Here is a 17,677-nt window from a genome sequence, read left to right on the forward strand (position 1 = left end):
CCCTTACTGCTGCTGCGCGTGCTGGCGCAGCCTGCCTATGGTCGTCGTGTCAACTGGCCAAGCCTCTTCCTCCGGCGCGAACCGCGCGCGCAAATAGTCGATCAAATCGCCGATCTGCCTGTCGTCCAGGCTGTTGCCGAACGCCGGCATGTAGCCCAGGGCATCGTCGGCCGGGGCCTGGATGCCGTGGAGGATCACCTGGATCAGGTTGTCCGGCGATGCGGCGTGCAGATTGGTGTTCTGGCCCAGCAGGGGCTTGACCCCGAACAGGGTCGGCCCGCTGCCGGCTTCATGGCAGACGGCGCAGGCGTTCTGGTAGATGCGTTCGCCGCTGGCGCGGCGCAGCGTGATGGCCTCGCTGACGGCCGCGGGCGCGGGGACCGCGTTGATGGTGGCGGCGGCGGCGGTTGCGGTTGTGGCCGCCGGGGCGGCAACGACGCTGGCCGACGTGGCGGCGCTTGCCGTGGCCGTGGTCGTAGCCGTGGCCGTAGCCGTGGCCGTAGCCGTGGCCGTGGCCGTCGCGCGCGCCGCCGACGGCGTCCGCCCCGGCACCGCCATCAGGTAGGTGACGATGGCCTTCAGGTCGCTGGCCGGCAGTTCGGCCAGCCCATGGATCACGGGCGCCATGGGGCCCGCAGCCACGCCATGGCGCGGCGAATAGCCGGTGCGCAGGTACTGGAACAGTTCCTCGCCCGACCAGGCCCGCTCGCCCGTAGCCAGGCGATTCAGCGCCGGCGCGTTCCAGCCCTCGGCCTGGCCACCGGCCAGGTAGGCCAGGCCGCCCTTCTCCGCGCCCAGCGCGTTGCGCGGCGAATGGCAGGCGGCGCAATGACCCACGCCTTCCACCAGATACGCGCCGCGATTCCATTCGGCGTCCTGCGAGGGATCCGGCGTGAATGGCTTGGGATCGTGGAACAGCAGGTTCCAGCCGGCCAGCAGCGGCCGCAGGTTGAACGGAAAGCCCAGCTCGGTGCGCGGCGGCGTCGCGGCCACCGCGGGCTGCGACATCAGGTAGCCGTACAGCGCCTGCAGGTCGGCGTCGCTGAGCTTGGCATAGGCCGTGTACGGAAACGCCGGATACAACTGGCGGCCGTCCTGGTGGATGCCCTGGCGCATGGCGCGTTCGAAGGCCGCGTATGACCAGCGGCCGATGCCGGTCTGCGCATCGGGAGTGATGTTGGTGGAATAGATCACGCCGAACGGCGTCTCCAGCGCCAGGCCGCCGGCGTTGCGCGCGCCGCCCGGCGCGGTGTGGCAGGCCACGCAGTCGCCGGCCGCCGCCACCAGCCGGCCGCGCTCGATTGCCTGCGCCGAATACAAAGAAGCGTCGGGCCCGGCCGTCAGCGGCAGCGCCGGCTTCAGTGGCCACAACGCGGTGGCCATGGCCGCCAGTCCGGCCGCGCCGGCCGCCAGCCAGCCCCAGCCCCGGCGCAATGCGCCTTTCGCGCCGGCCGCGCGCCGGTCCGCCAGCGCCAGCCGCAGTTGGCCGGCGTCGAACGGCGCCTGCCGCAGGCGCACGCCGGTGGCGTCCTGGATGGCGTTGGCGATGGCGGCGGCGGCGGGCAGCGTCAGCACGCCATCCACGTCCAGCCGTCCTTCGCGCAACGGGCCGGGCACGTCCGGCGCCGCGATGGCGACCGCATCCAGGCCCGCGGTCGACGGCATCGGTTCGGCGCCGCGCCAATCGTCGAACGCCGCCGGGCCGGCAATGAGACGGCGGGCATCGGCCAGCCGCTCGGGTTGCTGGCGCGTGATGGCCAGCCGCGTGGTCGCGCCTTGCGCCGCGCGCAGGTCCTGGCTGTCGTGGCCGGCGACGACGCGCGTCACCTCGATCCGCCCGGTGGCGGGCTGGATCGCCACGTCGGCCACCCAGGCGCTCCAGACCATTTGCGCCGAACCATCCTCGGCCTCGCAGCGGACCTGCGCCGTGGCCAGGCCGGTGCCGCGCAGCAGGCCGTCGGCGGCCGACGTGGCGTCCTGCGCCGTGGCCGCCCGCGCCTGTTCCACCACCTGGCGCGCCAGTTCGCGGCCGCGATCATCGGCCATGTGCCGCAGCCGCCAGCCCACCGGATCCTCGCCCGCCGCCAGCGCCCGCTCGTGCCACAGGCTTTCGCCGGCGAACACCTGGGCCGCGTTCAATTCGTCGACGCTGGCGTGCGGCAGATCCCGCGATGCCGCCGGCGCCAGCACCGGGCTGTCGCCCTGCACCGTGGCCTGGCCGCAGGCCTGGGCGTGACCGGGCCGCGCCAGCAGGCGCGCCAGGCTGGGACGCACGGCCCAGGGGTGGCGCGAACGCAGCGCCGGCCCCGCCGCCAGGTCCGCTTCGCGCAACGCCAGGGTGGTCGCGGCCGCCGGCCGGCAGGCCACGCACACGGGCCGCCCCACCGCCTCGGACAGCAGCGCGGCGTCGGCGGCGGCGTCCAGCAGATCGAGCGCGTGCGGCGGCAGGCCGGCCTCGGCCGCGCCCTGCGGCCAGTCGGCCAGGCGCACCGCGTGCCCGGGACAGTCCATCAGCGCCGCCAGCTCGCGCCGCAGCCAGGCCTGCGAGGCGGCCGCCCGCGGCGGCAGCCACAGCGTCAGGCGGCCGTCCAGGCACCATGCCGCGACACGCGCGCCGGACGCCGTTTCAGTGGATCGCCATAGATACTCACGCTGGTCGTCCGGATCGGCTTCCGAACGGATCACGGTTGCCTCGCGCGCAGGCGGGCCATCGCCGCGCCACACGGGCGCCATGCAGGCCAGCGCCTGCCGCGCATGCGCCGGCGTCACCGCCACCACGCCGACAAAGTGCTCCCGCCGCACCACGGCCACCACGCCCGCCTGGGCCCGCGCTTGCTCCAGGTTCACGCTGTCGAGCGCGCTGCCGCGATAGCGCGTGCCGTCCCAGCGGGCCGCGGGCGGGCACAGGGCCAGTCCATGCAGCAGATCGGACGGCGGCGCGATGGCGCCCGCCGAGGCCTCGGGCAGCAACGCGCTCATGCGCCAGCCCCTTCGGGCCCGCGCGGCGCCGCCTCGGCCCGCAATTGCACCGCGCGCAGCGCCGCCTGCATGATCTCGACATGCGTGCCGCAGCGGCACAGGTTGTGATGCAGCTCGCTGCGCAGCGCCTGCTCGGACGGCGCCGGGTCGCGGCGCAGCAATGCCTCGACCGTCATGATCATGCCGTTCAGGCAATAGCCGCACTGGGCCGCCTGGCATTCGATGAAGGCGCGCTGCGTCGGCCCGGGCCGCTCGCGCGAACCCAGGCCTTCGAGGGTGGTGACCTCGCGCCCTTGCGCCGCCCTCACCGGAATCACACAGGACCGCGCCGCCACGCCGTCGATCAGCACCGTGCAGGCGCCGCACTCGCCCAGGCCGCAGCCGTACTTCGGTCCGTTCAGGGTCAGGTCGTTGCGCAACACCAGCAGCAGCGAGGTCGCCGGCGGCGCCGCCACGCGCGCGACGCTGCCGTTGACCTTCAGGCCGATCGGCTCGGCGGCGGGCGGGGTGTTGGCGGGATGTCCCATGGTGTGCGTGGCGAAGGTCTGGTGGATGAGGGACGGCAGGCGCGTCAGGCCGCCGCCTTGGCCTTCGGTTCGACCAGCGGCTCGCTGAACACGTCGTAGCCGAAACACCAGCTGGGGTCCTCATTGGTCCGCAGCCAGGTGTTGTCGTGCGAAATGCGCTGCACCTTGCTGGCGCGCTCGGCGCGGTTGGCTTCGTACAGCGCGAAAGCCAGTTCGTGATTATGCGCCCCCACTTCCTTGAAGCAACGCACCAGCATCGCGCCGTCCTCGATGGCCATGGCCGCGCCCTGCGCCATGTGCGGTTTCATGGGGTGGCAGGCGTCGCCCAGCAGCACCAGGCGGCCGCGGCTCCACAGCGGCAGCGGGTCGCGCTCCAGCAGCGACCACTTGGTGACCTCGACGGTGGCGTCGATCAGCGCCTGCACCGTCGGATGCCAGCCCTGGAACGCCTCGCGCATCTCGTCCTTGCTGCTGGGCAGCCAGCGGTCGTTCAGGTCCCATTGCTCGACCGGCACGCCGGTCACGTAGTAGAGCTCGTCGGCCTTGCTGGTGACGAAGTACGTCATCATGTGGCGGTCATCGGTCCACCACTTCACGCAGGCGTCGAACGGCAGCATGCCGGCCTTGACTTCGGGCGTGGGGAACACCGCGCGGTGGGCCAGGTAGCCGGCGTACTTGGGAGGCTCGGGCCCCAGCAGTTCCTCGCGGATGCAGGAATTGACGCCGTCGGCGCCGATCACGATGTCGGCATGCTCGACGCTGCCGTCGGCAAAGCGCATCTCGACGTCGTTGCCGCGGTCGGTGACGCCGACCAGGTGCTTGGAATACGCCATCACACGCTCGGGCAGCGCCTCGATCAGCAGGGCGTGGAAGTCGCCGCGGTGCACCGTCAGGTACGACGCGCCGTAGGTCTTGACGGCGTAGTCGCCCAGCGGAATCTGCGCCAGCACGTCGCCGGTCAGGCCGTGGCGGCTGTACCAGTAGTCGGGGTGCGACCCTTGGGCGTTGAGCGCGTCCTCGATGCCGATGCGGCGCAGGATCTTCATGACGTTGGGGCCGACGTGGATACCGGCGCCCAGCCGCGAAAAACTCGGCGCCTGTTCGTACACGCGCACGTCGAAGCCTTCCTGCAGCAGGAGCGAGGCGGTGGCGGCGCCACCGAGGCCAGCGCCGATCACGGCGATGCGGGGGGATTTAGACAAGAGGCTCTCCTACTTTTCTATGCATACACTCTATTTTTTCCAGATGGAAAACCGCACCATCGTGGATCCGAAACTGTTCGCCTGCGTCCAAAACAGTGCATTTTTATGCACATATAGGTAAAAACCACTATGAACATCGGCTTTGCGATTCACCTCGCTGTTTGCAAGAATAGAGCGTCTACACTGTTTTTTTAATTTATCGAAAACCCTAAGATGGATCCGCGCTTCACGTCATCACGCTCGATCCGCGCCCTGCGCGGCGCAAGCAATGACCGCCGGATCCCGTCCTGGCATCGACCCACCCGGAGCACGGCATGAGCCAACCATCCAGCACCTTCCTGTACGGCGCCAACGTCCACGCCAACGGCATCCGCCAGCACTACCTGCGCTACGGCGGCGCGGACGGCGCGCGCGCCGAACGCGACGCGCTCATCCTGATCCCCGGCATCACCAGCCCGGCCGTGACCTGGGGGTTCGTGGCCGAGCGCCTGGGCCAGCGCTACGACACCTACGTGCTGGACGTGCGCGGCCGCGGCCTGTCCAGCGCCGACCCCGGCCTGGACTACAGCCTGGACGCGCAGGCCGCCGACGTGCTGGCGCTGGCGCAGGCGCTGGGCCTGAAGCGCTATGCGCTGATGGGCCATTCCATGGGCGGGCGCATCGCGGTGCGCGCGGCCCGCAGCCACCCGGCCGGCCTGACGCGGCTGGTCATCGTCGACCCGCCCGTCTCCGGCCCGGGCCGCCGCCCCTACCCAGCCAAGCTGGCCTGGTACGTCGACTCGATCCGCCAGGCCACGCACGGCATGGATGCCGAGGCCATGCGCGCCTTCTGCCCCACCTGGACCGAGGAACAGCGGCGCCTGCGCGCGCAATGGCTGCACACCTGCCACGAGCCCGCCATCGTGCGCAGCTTCGAGGACTTCGGCCGCGACGACATCCATGCCGACCTGCCGCGGGTGCGCGTGCCGCAGTTGCTGATGACCGCCGAGAACGGCGGCGTGGTCGGCGACGAGGACGTGGCCGAATGGCAGGGCCTGGCGCCCGACACCCTGCACCGGCGCGTGCCCGCCGCCGGCCACATGATTCCATGGGACAACGAGGCCGGCTTCCACGAGGCGCTGGGCGACTTTCTCGAACCGCGCGGCTGAATCCCCTTTTCCCCCTTTACCGGACAGGAGTCCGCCATGCCCGTCAGCGACATCGACCTGATCCGCGCCTGGAAACAGGTGCTCACGCTTTCCCGCCTCGAAGCCGGCCAGACCGTGACCGTGCTCACCGGCGCCGACACCCATCCGCAGACGCTGCGCTGCGCCATTGCCGCCGCCAGTGACATGGGCGCGCGGGTCAACCGCCTGGATCTGCCGCCCGTCAACGGCGAAAAATCCCTCAGCCGCGACTCGCTGGCCTACCTGGGCACCACGCCGCTGACCGGCAACCCCGCCGCCATCGCCGCGCTCAAGGCCAGCGACCTGGTGCTGGACCTGATGACGCTGCTGTTCTCGCCCGAGCAGCACGAGATCCTGCAGGGCGGCACCAAGATCCTGCTGGCGGTCGAGCCGCCCGAGATTCTCTGCCGCCTGGTGCCCACCGAGGCCGACCGCGCCCGCGTGCGCGCGGCCGCCGCGCAAATCGCCGAGGCAAGCCAGATGCGCATCACTTCCCGGGCCGGCACCGACCTGCGATGCCGCCTGGGCAGCTTCCCGGCGATCTCGGAATACGGCTTCGTCGACGAACCCGGCCGCTGGGATCACTGGCCCAGCGGCTTCGTGCTGACCTGGCCCGACGAAGGCCACAGCAACGGCCAGGTGGTGCTGGACCGCGGCGACATCCTGCTGCCGATGAAGGACTACGTCACCGACCCGATCACCCTCACCGTGGAACGCGGCTACGTCACCCGCATCCAGGGCGGCCTGCAGGCCGAGGTGCTGCGCGACTACATGGCCTCGTATGAAGACCCCGAGGCCTACGCCGTCTCGCACATCGGCTGGGGCCTGCAACCGCGCGCCCACTGGTCGATGCTGGGCCATTACGGCAAGGAGACCCACATCGGCATGGACGCCCGCGCCTTCGAGGGCAACTTCCTCTGGTCCATGGGACCGAACAACGAGGCCGGCGGCCAACGCACCACCGCCTGCCATATCGACATCCCGATGCGCCATTGCACGGTGATGCTGGATGATCGCGCCGTCGTCATCGACGGCGTGGTGCAGGACGAACCCGGGCTGGCGCGCGCCGCCCGCCGCAAGGAGCTGGCATGACCACCACCGTTCCCGCCGGGGATATCTCGGCCTATGCCCGCCAGGGCTTCGGCACGCCGCTGCCGCTGAAGGCGCCGTTCGGCCTGCTGATCATCGATTTCGTCAACGGCTTCGCCGACCCCGCCGTGTTCGGCGGCGGCAACATCCCGCCGGCCATCGAACGCACCCGGACGTTGCTGGCGCATGCGCGCGAACAAGGGTGGCCGGTGGCGCACAGCCGCATCGTGTTCTCGGACGACGATGCCGACAGCAACATCTTCTGCCTCAAGGTGCCGGGCATGCTGACCCTGAAGGAAGACAGCCACAACAGCGCCATCGTGCCGCAGCTGGCGCCCGCGCGGGGTGAATACGTGGTGCGCAAGAGCACACCGTCGGCGTTCTACGGCACCATGCTGGCGCCGTGGCTGGCGCAGCGCGGCGTGCAGACGCTGGTGGTGGCCGGCTGCGTCACCAGCGGCTGCGTGCGCGCCAGCGTGGTCGACGCCATGCAGGCCGGCTTGCGGCCACTGGTGGTGTCCGACTGCTGCGGCGACCGCGCGCTGGGGCCGCACGAGGCCAACCTGTTCGACATGGCGCAGAAGTACGCGGCCGTCATGCCGCTGGAGCAGGCGCTGGCCGACATCGCCGCGCTGCCCGGCGCGGCGCGATAGCGGCATAATCAGCCAATCCGCCCGGATCGCCTTCGCCCATGAACCTGCCCCATCCCCGCGCGCAGCACGACGCGCTGCTGAGCCACCCCGGCGCGCTGCTGGTCGTGCGCGCGCCGACCGCCCCGCCGCGCCCGGCGCCCGGGCAGCCGGGCGTGGTCTCGGATTACGTCCAGGACACGCCCGAGATCTTCGTGGCGGTGCTGGCCGATGATGCCGCGCCTGATGGCTGGCGCGCGCTGGCCTTCAATGGCCACGTCGACCTGGGCACCGGCATCCGCACCGCGCTGGCGCAGATCGTGGCCGAGGAATTGCATGTGCCGATGGCGCGGCTCGAAATGGTGCTGGGCCACACCAACGCCACCCCCAACCAGGGCCCCACCATCGCCAGCGCCAGCATCCAGATCTCGGCCGCGCCCTTGCGCCGCGCCGCGGCCCAGGCGCGCGAGCAGCTGCTGGCGCGGGCCGCGCGGCAATGGGGCGTGGCGGCGGACACGCTGCGCTTGCGCGACGGCATCGTGCGCCCCGCCGATGAGCGCGACGAACGCGCCCTGCGCTACGGTCAACTGGTCCAGGGCCAGCACACCCGGCTGGAACTGGCCGCCGATGATTCCCAGGTGCGGCTCAAGCCGGCGGGCGAGTACACCCTGGTCGGCAGCGCCGTCGCGCGCGTCGACATTCCCGCCAAGGCCACCGGCGAACTGAGCTTCGTGCACGACGTGCGCGTGCCCGGCATGCGCCACGGCCGCGTGGTGCGCCCGCCGCATCCCGGCCGCGATGCCGGCGACTTCATCGGCCGCTGCCTGCTCGATGTCGACACCGATTCGGTCGCGCACCTGCCCGGGCGCGTCCAGGTCGTGGTGCAAGGCGATTTCATCGGCGTGGTGGCGGACCGCGAGGAACAGGCCGAAGCCGCCATGCGCGCGCTCAAGGTCCGCTGGAAGCCGGTGCCGCCGGCGCCGGCGCTCGACGACCTGGCCAGCGCCATCCGCGCCAACCCGGCGCGCCGCCGCCTGCTGCTGGAGGAAGGCGACGTCGACGCCGCCTGTGCCGGCGCAGCGGTGCACCTGCGCCGCACCTACGTCTGGCCCTACCAGATGCACGCGTCGATCGGGCCTTCGTGCGCGGTGGCGGATCATCGCGATGGCCGCCTCACGGTCTGGGCCGGCACCCAAAACCCGCACATGCTGCGCGCAGACCTGGACCGCCTACTCAAGCTGGGCGAGGACCGCATCGACATCATCCGCATGGAAGCCGCCGGCTGTTATGGCCGCAACTGCGCCGACGACGTCTGCGCCGACGCCGCGCTGCTGTCGGCCGCCGTCGGCGCGCCGGTGCGGGTGCAACTGATGCGCGACCAGGAACACCAGTGGGAGCCCAAGGGCACGGGCCAGCTGATGGACGTGGGCGCGGCGCTGGACGCCGAGGGCAAGCTGCTGGCCTACGACTTCCAGGTGCGCTATCCGTCCAACGACGCGCCGCTGCTGGCGCTGCTGCTGACCGGCGGCGTGTCCGGCGAGCCGCGCGTGCTGGAAATGGGCGACCGCACCTCGGTGCCGCCGTACCGCTATCCCAGCCGCCGCATCGTCTGCCACGACACCGCGCCGCTGGTGCGCGCCTCGTGGCTGCGCGGGGTCTCGGCCCTGCCCAGCTCGTTCGCGCACGACTGCATGGTGGATGAACTGGCCGAGGCGGCCGGCGCCGACCCGGTCGCGTTCCGGCTGGCGCACCTGGACGATGCGCGTGCCACCGCGCTGCTGGAGGCGACCGCGGCGCGCGCCGGCTGGCACGAGCGGCCGCCCGGCAGCCGCGGCACGCCCGGCGCCGACGGTATCCTGCGCGGACGCGGCGTGGCCTACGCGCGCTATGTGCACAGCAAGTTCCCGGGCTTTGGCGCCGCCTGGGCCGCGTGGGTCATCGACCTGGGCGTGGACCCGGCCAGCGGACGCATCGCCATCACGCGGGTGGTGGTCGGCCAGGACACCGGCATGGTCGTCAACCCCGACGGCGTGCGCCACCAGATCCACGGCAACGTCAACCAGACCCTCAGCCGCTGCCTGCTGGAACGCGTGCGGTTCGATGCGGCCGGCGTGGCCAGCCGCGAATGGGGCGGCTATCCCATCATCGGTTTCAAGGACCTGCCGCCCATCGACGTGCTGCTGATGCCGCGCCAGGACGAAGCGCCCATGGGCGCCGGCGAGTCCGCGTCGATTCCCGGGCCGGCGGCCATCGCCAATGCGCTGTTCGACGCCACCGGATGCCGCTTCCACCAGGCGCCCTTCACGCCTGAAGCGGTGCGCGCCGCCCTCGCGAACCGCGCTGCCGCGGCCTGCGCAACACCGTCCGCGGCGTAGCGCAGGCCGCCAAACCGGCATTGCGCCCGTCGCTCAGAGCACGCTGCGCATGGCCTGGTCCATGTCGGCGATCAGGTCTTCCTCGTGCTCCAGACCGATGGAAATGCGGATCAGGCCTTCGGACACGCCGGCCGCGTCGCGTTCGGCCGCCGGCACGCCGGAATGCGTGGTCGAGGCCGGATGGCAGACCAGCGATTCGGTGCCGCCCAGGCTCACCGCCGACTTGAACAGGCGCAGCGCGTTGATGAAGCGGAACGCCTTGGCGCGGCCGCCGTCCAGCACGAACGCGAAGGTCGAGCCCGGCCCCGTGCACTGGCGCTTGTAGACCGCCTGGTAGGCCTCGTCGGCAATGGTCTCGGGATGGTAGATGCGCACTTTCTCGTGCGGATTGCCGGCCAGCCATTGCGCCACGCGGGTGGCGCTGCGGGCGGCCTGCTTCATGCGCAGCACCACGGTCTCCATCGAGCGCGTGATCATCCAGCACGAGTGCGGATCGAGCTGCGAGCCGAAGGCGCTGCGGATGGCGCGCACCTTCTTGATCAGGTCTTTCGAGCCGGTGACCGCGCCGGCCACCAGGTCGCTGTGGCCGCCCACGTATTTGGTCAGCGAATACACGCACAGGTCCACGCCATGCTCGGCCGGCTTCTGGAAGATCGGGCCCAGCAGCGTGTTGTCGCACACCGATATCGGGCGGTAGCCGTGGCGCGCGGCAAACGCGTCCAGCTCGGCCTTCATGGCCTGGAAGTCGATCAGCGCGTTGGTGGGATTGGCCGGCGTTTCCACGTAGAACAGCTTGACCGGCCCCTTGGCGGCGGCCGCTTCCAGCGCATCGCGCATGCTCTGCGCCGACAGGCCGTCGTGGATCGGGTGCGAGCCGATGCCCCATTCCGGGAAGATCTTGGCGATCAGGGTCTCGGTGCCGCCGTACAGCGGCACCGACTGCACCAGCTGGTCGCCCGGGCGCAGGAACGCCAGGAACACAGCGCTGATGGCCGACATGCCGCTGGAGGTCACCGCCGCGTCCTCCGAGCCATCCAGCAGCGACAGGCGATCCTCGACGATCTCCAGGTTGGGATGGTTGAAGCGGCTGTACACCAGCCCGGCCGACTCGCCCTGCGGCAGCGGCTTGCGGCCCGACACCAGGTCGAAGAACTCGGCGCCGTCCTCGGCCGAGCGGAAGGCGAAGGTGGACGTGAGGAATACCGGCGGCTTGACCGCGCCTTCGGACAGGAAGGGATCGAAGCCGTACGACATCATCTGCGTTTCGGCGTGCAGCGGACGGCCGGAAATGTCTTTCTTGTGATAGCTGGAATAACTCATGGCGTGCCTCTCAATGGGGGAAGTGCGGCCTACCTGACGGCGATATCACGGATTCGGACACGATAGCGCCGCCGGCCGGGGGATGCAGCGAGTATGGGCGCGTCCGGCCACAATATTCTTTCCATTTCTACTCTTTGGATCGGATAATGGGAAATATCGTTTCTCATACCTTCGAAACCATGAAAGAGACTGCCTTGTTACATCAACTTGACGCGATCGATTGGAAAATCATGAAAATCCTTCAAGAAGATGGCCGGCTCTCCAACGCCGAACTGGCCGAGCGCGTGTCGCTGTCGGCCTCGCCCTGCTGGAAGCGCCTCAAGCGCCTGGAGACCTCGGGCGTCATCCGCGGCTACCAGGCCATCCTGGACCGCCGCGCGCTCGGCATGGGGGTGGTGGCGTTCGTCAGCATCTCGCTGGAAAACCACACCGAAAAAACCTGCCGCGCGTTCGAGGCGGCGGTGGCCGCCATGCCCGAAGTGCTGGCCTGCCACAACACCACGGGCCAGCACGACTACCTGCTGCACATCGTGGCGCGCGACTTCGACGCCTATTCCGAATTCGTGCGCAACCGGCTGCGCACCCTGCCCGGCGTCAAGGAACTGCTCAGCACGCTGTCGATGCACGAAGTGAAGTCGTCGACCAAGCTGCATCTTTGAACCCGCAATGACCGGCGCCCGGACCGTTCCAGCGCGGCCCGGCGCCTGCCCGCCAAATGCCAGGGAGTGTCACGAAGCTGTAGCGACCCGTGCCTAGAGTGTCGATTCCGATTGAATCCCAAAGAGGACTTCCTGTCATGAAATCGACTCTCCGCATCGCGGCGGCTGGCGCCTGCCTGTCCGTCTTCAGCTTCTCCCCCGCCCTCGCGGCGACCTCAACCTCCAGTTCGGTCCAGCTCTACGGCCTGATCGACACCGGCCTGCAATACCTCAGCAACGGCCCCAGCGGCAACAGCAAGACGGGCATGAGCACGGGCAACCTGAGCGGCTCGCGCTGGGGCCTGCGCGGCACCGAAGACCTGGGCGACGGCCTGTCGACCGTGTTCGTGCTGGAAAACGGCTTCGACTCCGGCAACGGCACCACCATGCAGGGCGGCCGCCTGTTCGGCCGCCAGGCCTACGTCGGGCTGTCGAGCAAGAGCCTGGGCCGCCTGACGCTGGGCCGCCACAACACGCTCATGATCGACTGGATGAGCAAGTACAACCCGTTCGACAACGCCAATTTCTCGATCAAGCGCCCCGACGCGGCCTTCTCGGACCGCACCGACAACGCGGTGATGTACGTCGGCAAGTTCGGCCCCGTGTCCGTCGGCGGCTACTACAGCTTCGGCTGGAACAACGAGCAGTCGTTCGACGACAAGACGCTGGGCCGCATGCTCGGCGGCGGCGTGCGCTATCAGTCGGGCGGCCTGGACGCCGGCCTGCTGTACCACTCCAAGCATGCCGACAAGCCGGCCAAGGGCGCCAACAGCGACAACCGCGAAGACCGCATCGTCGCCGGGCTGTCGTATGACTTCGAGGGAGTGAAGGTCTACGCCGGCTACCGCTGGCTGGAACAGAAGCTGACGCAGCGCACCTACAAGAACAACCTGACCTGGCTGGGCGTGACCTACCTGCCGGTGCAGAACAACCGCCTGTCGTTGGCCGTGTACCACCTGAACGACTCGGTCTGCGACGACATGAACAATGCCGTCTGCCCGGCCGCGCAGGCCGCCGGCACCGGCCAGAAGTCCACCATGTTCGTCCTGGGCAACGAATACGACCTGTCCAAGCGCACCACCGTCTACGCCGTCGCGGCCTACGCGGTCAACGACGACAAGTCGGCGCAGAGCGTGGTCGGCGGCAAGTACGGCGCCAACGTCGAGCCGGGCAAGAACCAGTTCGGCCTGAACCTCGGCCTGCGGCACCGGTTTTGAACGCGCTCGGACCCTCCGCGGGCGGCACGGCGATCGCCGTGCGCGGCCTGCGCCACGCCTTCAACGGCCACACCGTGCTGGACGGCGTCGACCTGGACGTGCCCGCGGGCGCCGTCCTGGCGCTGCTGGGCCCGTCGGGCTGCGGCAAGAGCACCCTGCTCAAGTCGCTGGCCGGCCTGCTGCGGCCGCAGGGCGGCAGCATCGCCTTCGGCGATGCCGTCGTCTGCGACGCGCAGCGCCATGAACCGCCCGAACGCCGCGACCTCGGCATGGTGTTCCAGGACTACGCGCTGTGGCCGCACATGAGCGTGGCCGGCAACGTCGCCTTTCCGCTGGAAATGCGCGGCGTCGCCCGGCGCGAGCGGCCGGCGCGGGTGCGGGAAGCCCTGGCCCTGGTCGGCCTGGACGAGCACGCCGCGCGCCGCCCGTCGGAACTATCGGGCGGCCAGCAGCAGCGCGTCGCGCTGGCCCGCGCCATCGTGGCGCGGCCGCGCGTGCTGCTGTTCGACGAGCCGCTGTCCAACCTGGACCGGGCCCTGCGCGAATCGCTCTGCGTCGAGATCGGCGCCCTGCTGCGCCGGCTCGGCACCACCGCCGTCTACGTCACCCACGACCACGAGGAAGCCCATGCCCTGGCGCACACCATCGCCCGCATGGAACACGGCCGCATCGCCGACCTCGCCGTGTCCAAACCCCAGGACTCTGCCTAAAATGCCCCACGCACCCCTTTCCAAACTACTTGCCACGTTCTTTATGACGCTTTCGTTCGGATTGGCCGCCGGCCAGGCCAAGGCGCTGACCGTTTACACCGCGGGCCCAGGCGGCCTCATCAAGCAACTGGCCGCCGGCTTCCAGGAGAAGACCGGCATCAAGGTCGACGTGTTCCAGGCCACCACCGGCAAGGTCATGGCCCGGCTCGAGGCCGAGTCCGCCAACCCGCGCGCCGACGTGCTGATCTCGGCCTCCTGGGACACCGCGCAGGACCTGGACCAGCGCGGCTGGCTGCTGGCCTATGAAAGCCCCAACGCGGCCCAGGTGCCGGCGCGCTTCAAGGCCCCGACCTACGTGGCGCAGGGCATCTCGGCGCTGGGCATCGTCTGGAATTCGCGCAGCGGCACGCCCGAACCGCGCGACTGGTCAGACCTGACCGGCCCGCAGTTCAAGCAGAAGGTCACCACCCCCGACCCGGCCCTGTCGGGCGCCTCGCTCGACCTGCTGCTGGGCCTGCAGAGCGCCCAGGGCGAATCGGCCTGGAAGCTGTTCGAGACGCTGCGCGACAACGGCATGACCATCTCCGGCCCCAACGCCCAGGCGCTGACGCCGGTGCTGCAGGGCGCCAAGGCGGCGGTGTTCGGCGCCGTCGACTACGTGTCGTACGCCAGCGTCGAGAAAGGCGAATCGATCAAGGTGATCTTTCCGTCCAGCGGCACCGCCATCGCGCCGCGCCCGATGATGATCCTGAAGACCACCAAGGCGCCCGACCAGGCGCGCCAGTTCATCGACTATGTGCTGTCCGAGGACGGCCAGCGCGCCGTCGCCGACGCCTGGCTGATGCCGGCGCGCCAGGACGTGGCCGGCAAGCGGCCGCTGTTCAAGGACCTAGCGCTGCTGCCCGAGACCGCGCCCGGCGCCTCGCGCGCCGAGGTGCTGGCGCGTTTCGCGCGCCTGTTCGGCCAACACTGACAGGCCGGGATGCCGGCCCGCCCGACATCCCCACTCCGACCATGAAAAGTGCTTTCATCCTGGCGGCCATCACCGTGGCCGCCCTGGGCGTGCTCGTCGCCCTGCCGATGGCCTTCGTCGCGTTGCAGGCCGTCTTCCCGCATCTGGCCGAAGGTTCGCTGCGCGATCCTTTCGGCGCCTGGGCCGCCACGCTGGCCACGCCGGCCGCGCTGACACTGCTGGGCGGCACGCTCAAGCTGGGGCTGGGCGTGGCCGCCGTCAGCGCGCTCATCGGCATTCCGCTGGGCGCCCTGCGCGGCCTGTTCCAGGTGCCGCTGGCGCGGCTGTGGGACCTGTTGTTCCTGGTGCCGTTCCTGCTGCCGCCCTACATCGCGGCGCTGTCGTGGACCATGGCGCTGCAGCCGCGCGGCTACCTGGAACAACTGGCCGGCTTCAACCTTGGGCCGCTGCTGTTCTCGCCCGCTGGCGTGACGCTGGCGATGGGCCTGGCGATCTTCCCGGTGGTGTACTTCGCCGTCTCGCGCAGCATGGCGGCCAGCGGCGCGCGGCTGGCCGAGGTGGCGCGAGTGTTCGGCGCCGGCCCCTGGCGCGCCTTCCTGCGCGTGACCCTGCCGCTGGCCCTGCCGGCCATCGGCGCCAGCCTGCTGCTGGCCTTCACGCTGGCGATCGAGGAATACGGCGTGCCCGCCGCGCTGGGCGCGCAGGCCGGCGTGGCCGTCATGACCACCGCCATCGAGCGGCGCCTGGCGGACTGGCCCATCGACCTGCCGGGCGCCGCGCTGCTGTCGCTGGTGCTGGTGGCGCTGGCGCTGACGGCTTACGCGGTGCAGCGCGCGCTGGTCGCCGGACGCGGCTTCGAGACCACCACCGGCAAGCCCGCGCCGCTGGCGCGCGGCCGGCTCGGCGCCTGGCGCTGGCCGGTGCTGGGCCTGTTCGCGGCGGTGGCGCTGATTGCGGTGGCGGCGCCGCTGGCATCGATGCTGGCCGCGGCCCTGACGCGCCACGTCTCGGCCGGCCTGGCGCCGGACAACCTGACACTGGCCAATTTCACCGCGCTGTTCCGGGCTCGCGGCGAGGCCTGGCAGGCGCTGTCGACCAGCCTGCTGCTGGCGACCGGAACCGCGCTGGCGGCGGGCGCGGTGGGCCTGCTGGCGGCCTGGTGCGTGGCCGGCCGCCACGTGCCGGGCGCGGCCGTCATCGACGCGCTGGCGCTGCTGCCGGCGGCGCTACCCGGCGTGGTGGTGGGGGTGGGCCTGATCCTGGCCTGGAACCAGCCGTTCTGGCCGGCTTCGCCGTACGGCGGCTGGGGCATCCTGCTGCTGTCCTACACCTGCCTGCTGCTGCCGTATCCGGTGCGCTACGTCAGCGCCGCGCTGGCGCAGCTGGGCGCGAACCTGGAAGCCGCGGCGCGGGTGCATGGCGCCAGCGCGGCAACGGCGCTGCGCCGCATCGTGCTGCCGCTGGTGCTGCCGGGCCTGGCGGCAGCCATGCTGATGGTGTTCGCCGTGGCCTCGCGCGAACTGGTCACGTCGTTGCTGCTGGCGCCCGCCGGCGTGCAGACGGTGTCGGTGTTCGTGTGGCGCCAGTTCGAGCAGGGCTCGGTGGGCGAAGGCATGGCGATGGCCGCGGTGGCGGTCGGCGTCAGCCTGGCGCTGATGCTGGCGGCGACGTCGCTGCGGCGCGGCGGGCGCGCCTGAGCGATCGCGCGGGTCCGGCGGCCGGCGCCCGCCGGCATCGCATCAGACCGGATCCGGCGCGTCCCCGGCCGACGGCAGCGGCCCCTGCACCACGCGGTTGCGGCCCTGGCGCTTGGCCTGGTAAAGACCGCGATCGGCGATCTGGATCAGATCCGTGCAGGGCTGGTCGACCACGGGCACGGCGGTGGCGGTGCCGATACTGACCGTCAGCCAGGGGCCACCGCCGTTGTCCTTCTGCGGAATCTGCATGGCCTCGACCGCGCGCCGCAGTTTCTCGGCGGCCAGGCGCGCGCTGCCCGCCGGTGTGCCCGGCAGCACCAGCGCGAATTCCTCGCCGCCAAAGCGCGCGGCCAAGTCGGTGGAACGGTCGCAGCTGGCGAAGATGGTGTTGGCCACGCGCTTGAGCGCCTCGTCGCCGGCGATATGGCCGTAGGTATCGTTGTAGGACTTGAAATGGTCCACGTCGATCATCAGCATGCTGATTTCGCGGCCGTCGCGGCGCGCGCGCAGCCATTCGGCGTTGAGGTATTCGTCGAAATAGCGGCGATTGCCCAGCCCGGTCAGGCCATCGGAATTGGTCAGGCGGCGCAGTTCCATATTGCTTTCCAGCAATTGCTGCTGGCTCTGGCGCAGCGCCTGGTAGGCCTCGTCGCGCTGCACCAGCGCCAAGTACGAGCGCGAATGGTAGCGGATGCGCGCCACCAGCTCGATCGAATCGGGCAGCTTCACCAGGTAGTCGTTGGCGCCGGCCGCGAAGGCGGCGCTCTTGATGGCGGGGTCTTCCTTGGTCGACAGGACGATGATGGGAATATCGCGCGTGACCGGATGGCTGCGGTACTCCTGCACCAGGCTCAGGCCGTCCACCCCGGGCAGCACCAGGTCCTGCAGGATCACGGTGGGCCGGGTCTGCACCGCCACCGTCAGCGCCTTGTACGGATCGGAGCAGTAATGGAAGTCGATATTGCCCTCCGTGGCCAGGGCTCTGCGGATCGCCTCGCCGACCATGACCTGATCATCGACCAGCAGCACCATGGCCGCGTGCGAGTTCAGGTCGGCCGAAGCCGGGCTGTCAATGGGAGGGTGCATAGTGTCTTT

General features: G+C 70.4%; 14 protein-coding genes. 9 read left to right on the forward strand and 5 right to left on the reverse strand.

Features of this window, described 5'->3' with window-relative positions; translation table 11 throughout:
• Positions 1–3 precede the first annotated feature (3 nt).
• Genes AC6CR5_RS07465 through AC6CR5_RS07475 form a run of 3 tightly spaced genes read right to left on the reverse strand, consistent with a single transcriptional unit; the run spans position 4 to position 4,708 of the window.
• Positions 4–2,979 (reverse strand): c-type cytochrome, encoded by a 2,976-nt coding sequence (locus tag AC6CR5_RS07465; RefSeq protein WP_269878418.1) that lies wholly within the window; start codon positions 2,977–2,979, stop codon positions 4–6.
• Positions 2,976–3,506 (reverse strand): (2Fe-2S)-binding protein, encoded by a 531-nt coding sequence (locus AC6CR5_RS07470; RefSeq protein WP_047991022.1) that lies wholly within the window; start codon positions 3,504–3,506, stop codon positions 2,976–2,978. Before AC6CR5_RS07470 ends, AC6CR5_RS07465 begins: the two co-directional genes overlap by 4 nt.
• Positions 3,507–3,550: 44 nt before the next feature.
• Positions 3,551–4,708 carry an FAD-dependent monooxygenase gene (locus tag AC6CR5_RS07475; RefSeq protein ID WP_020928074.1) on the reverse strand — a complete coding sequence of 386 codons (1,158 nt, stop codon included), beginning with the start codon at positions 4,706–4,708 and terminating at the stop codon, positions 3,551–3,553.
• 314 nt (positions 4,709–5,022) lie between these two features.
• On the opposite strand from AC6CR5_RS07475, the gene AC6CR5_RS07480 reads away from it, so the two are divergent.
• From AC6CR5_RS07480 to AC6CR5_RS07495, 4 genes are read left to right on the forward strand one after another with little or no spacing between them, the layout of a single operon-like run.
• Positions 5,023–5,856 carry an alpha/beta fold hydrolase gene (locus AC6CR5_RS07480; protein WP_020928076.1) on the forward strand — a complete coding sequence of 278 codons (834 nt, stop codon included), beginning with the start codon at positions 5,023–5,025 and terminating at the stop codon, positions 5,854–5,856.
• A 36-nt stretch (positions 5,857–5,892) separates the two neighbouring features.
• Positions 5,893–6,966, forward strand: coding sequence for a 2,5-dihydroxypyridine 5,6-dioxygenase NicX family protein (locus AC6CR5_RS07485; RefSeq protein ID WP_327762772.1), 1,074 nt, complete (start codon positions 5,893–5,895; stop codon positions 6,964–6,966).
• Positions 6,963–7,616: an isochorismatase family protein gene (locus tag AC6CR5_RS07490; protein ID WP_020928078.1), complete on the forward strand. Its 654-nt coding sequence runs from the start codon at positions 6,963–6,965 to the stop codon at positions 7,614–7,616. The genes AC6CR5_RS07485 and AC6CR5_RS07490 overlap by 4 nt, the downstream gene beginning before the upstream one ends.
• Positions 7,617–7,654: 38 nt before the next feature.
• The gene (locus tag AC6CR5_RS07495; RefSeq protein ID WP_395500908.1) at positions 7,655–9,967 is read left to right on the forward strand and encodes a xanthine dehydrogenase family protein molybdopterin-binding subunit; all 2,313 of its coding nucleotides are present in this window, start codon (positions 7,655–7,657) and stop codon (positions 9,965–9,967) included.
• 33 nt (positions 9,968–10,000) lie between these two features.
• Here AC6CR5_RS07495 and AC6CR5_RS07500 read toward each other — a convergent pair whose 3' ends face one another.
• The gene (locus AC6CR5_RS07500; RefSeq protein ID WP_024069149.1) at positions 10,001–11,287 is read right to left on the reverse strand and encodes a cystathionine gamma-synthase family protein; all 1,287 of its coding nucleotides are present in this window, start codon (positions 11,285–11,287) and stop codon (positions 10,001–10,003) included.
• A 179-nt stretch (positions 11,288–11,466) separates the two neighbouring features.
• Here AC6CR5_RS07500 and AC6CR5_RS07505 point away from each other — a divergent pair, with 179 nt between their 5' ends.
• The 5 genes from AC6CR5_RS07505 to AC6CR5_RS07525 all read left to right on the forward strand — a co-directional run bounded on the left by AC6CR5_RS07505 (position 11,467) and on the right by AC6CR5_RS07525 (position 16,582).
• Entirely contained in the window at positions 11,467–11,946 is a 480-nt protein-coding gene (locus AC6CR5_RS07505; protein ID WP_026385073.1) for an Lrp/AsnC family transcriptional regulator, read from the forward strand.
• A gap of 137 nt (positions 11,947–12,083) precedes the next feature.
• Positions 12,084–13,202: a porin gene (locus tag AC6CR5_RS07510; RefSeq protein ID WP_047991028.1), complete on the forward strand. Its 1,119-nt coding sequence runs from the start codon at positions 12,084–12,086 to the stop codon at positions 13,200–13,202.
• Entirely contained in the window at positions 13,199–13,912 is a 714-nt protein-coding gene (locus AC6CR5_RS07515; RefSeq protein ID WP_047991029.1) for an ABC transporter ATP-binding protein, read from the forward strand. The genes AC6CR5_RS07510 and AC6CR5_RS07515 overlap by 4 nt, the downstream gene beginning before the upstream one ends.
• A 43-nt stretch (positions 13,913–13,955) precedes the next feature.
• Entirely contained in the window at positions 13,956–14,885 is a 930-nt protein-coding gene (locus AC6CR5_RS07520; protein WP_199234253.1) for an ABC transporter substrate-binding protein, read from the forward strand.
• A gap of 41 nt (positions 14,886–14,926) precedes the next feature.
• Entirely contained in the window at positions 14,927–16,582 is a 1,656-nt protein-coding gene (locus AC6CR5_RS07525) for an ABC transporter permease (protein WP_047991031.1), read from the forward strand.
• A 42-nt stretch (positions 16,583–16,624) separates the two neighbouring features.
• On the opposite strand, the gene AC6CR5_RS07530 is transcribed toward AC6CR5_RS07525, so the two are convergent.
• Entirely contained in the window at positions 16,625–17,668 is a 1,044-nt protein-coding gene (locus AC6CR5_RS07530; RefSeq protein ID WP_054498553.1) for a response regulator, read from the reverse strand.
• Between the last annotated feature and the right edge of the window lie 9 nt (positions 17,669–17,677).

Source organism: Achromobacter sp. EG18, from assembly GCF_059759395.1.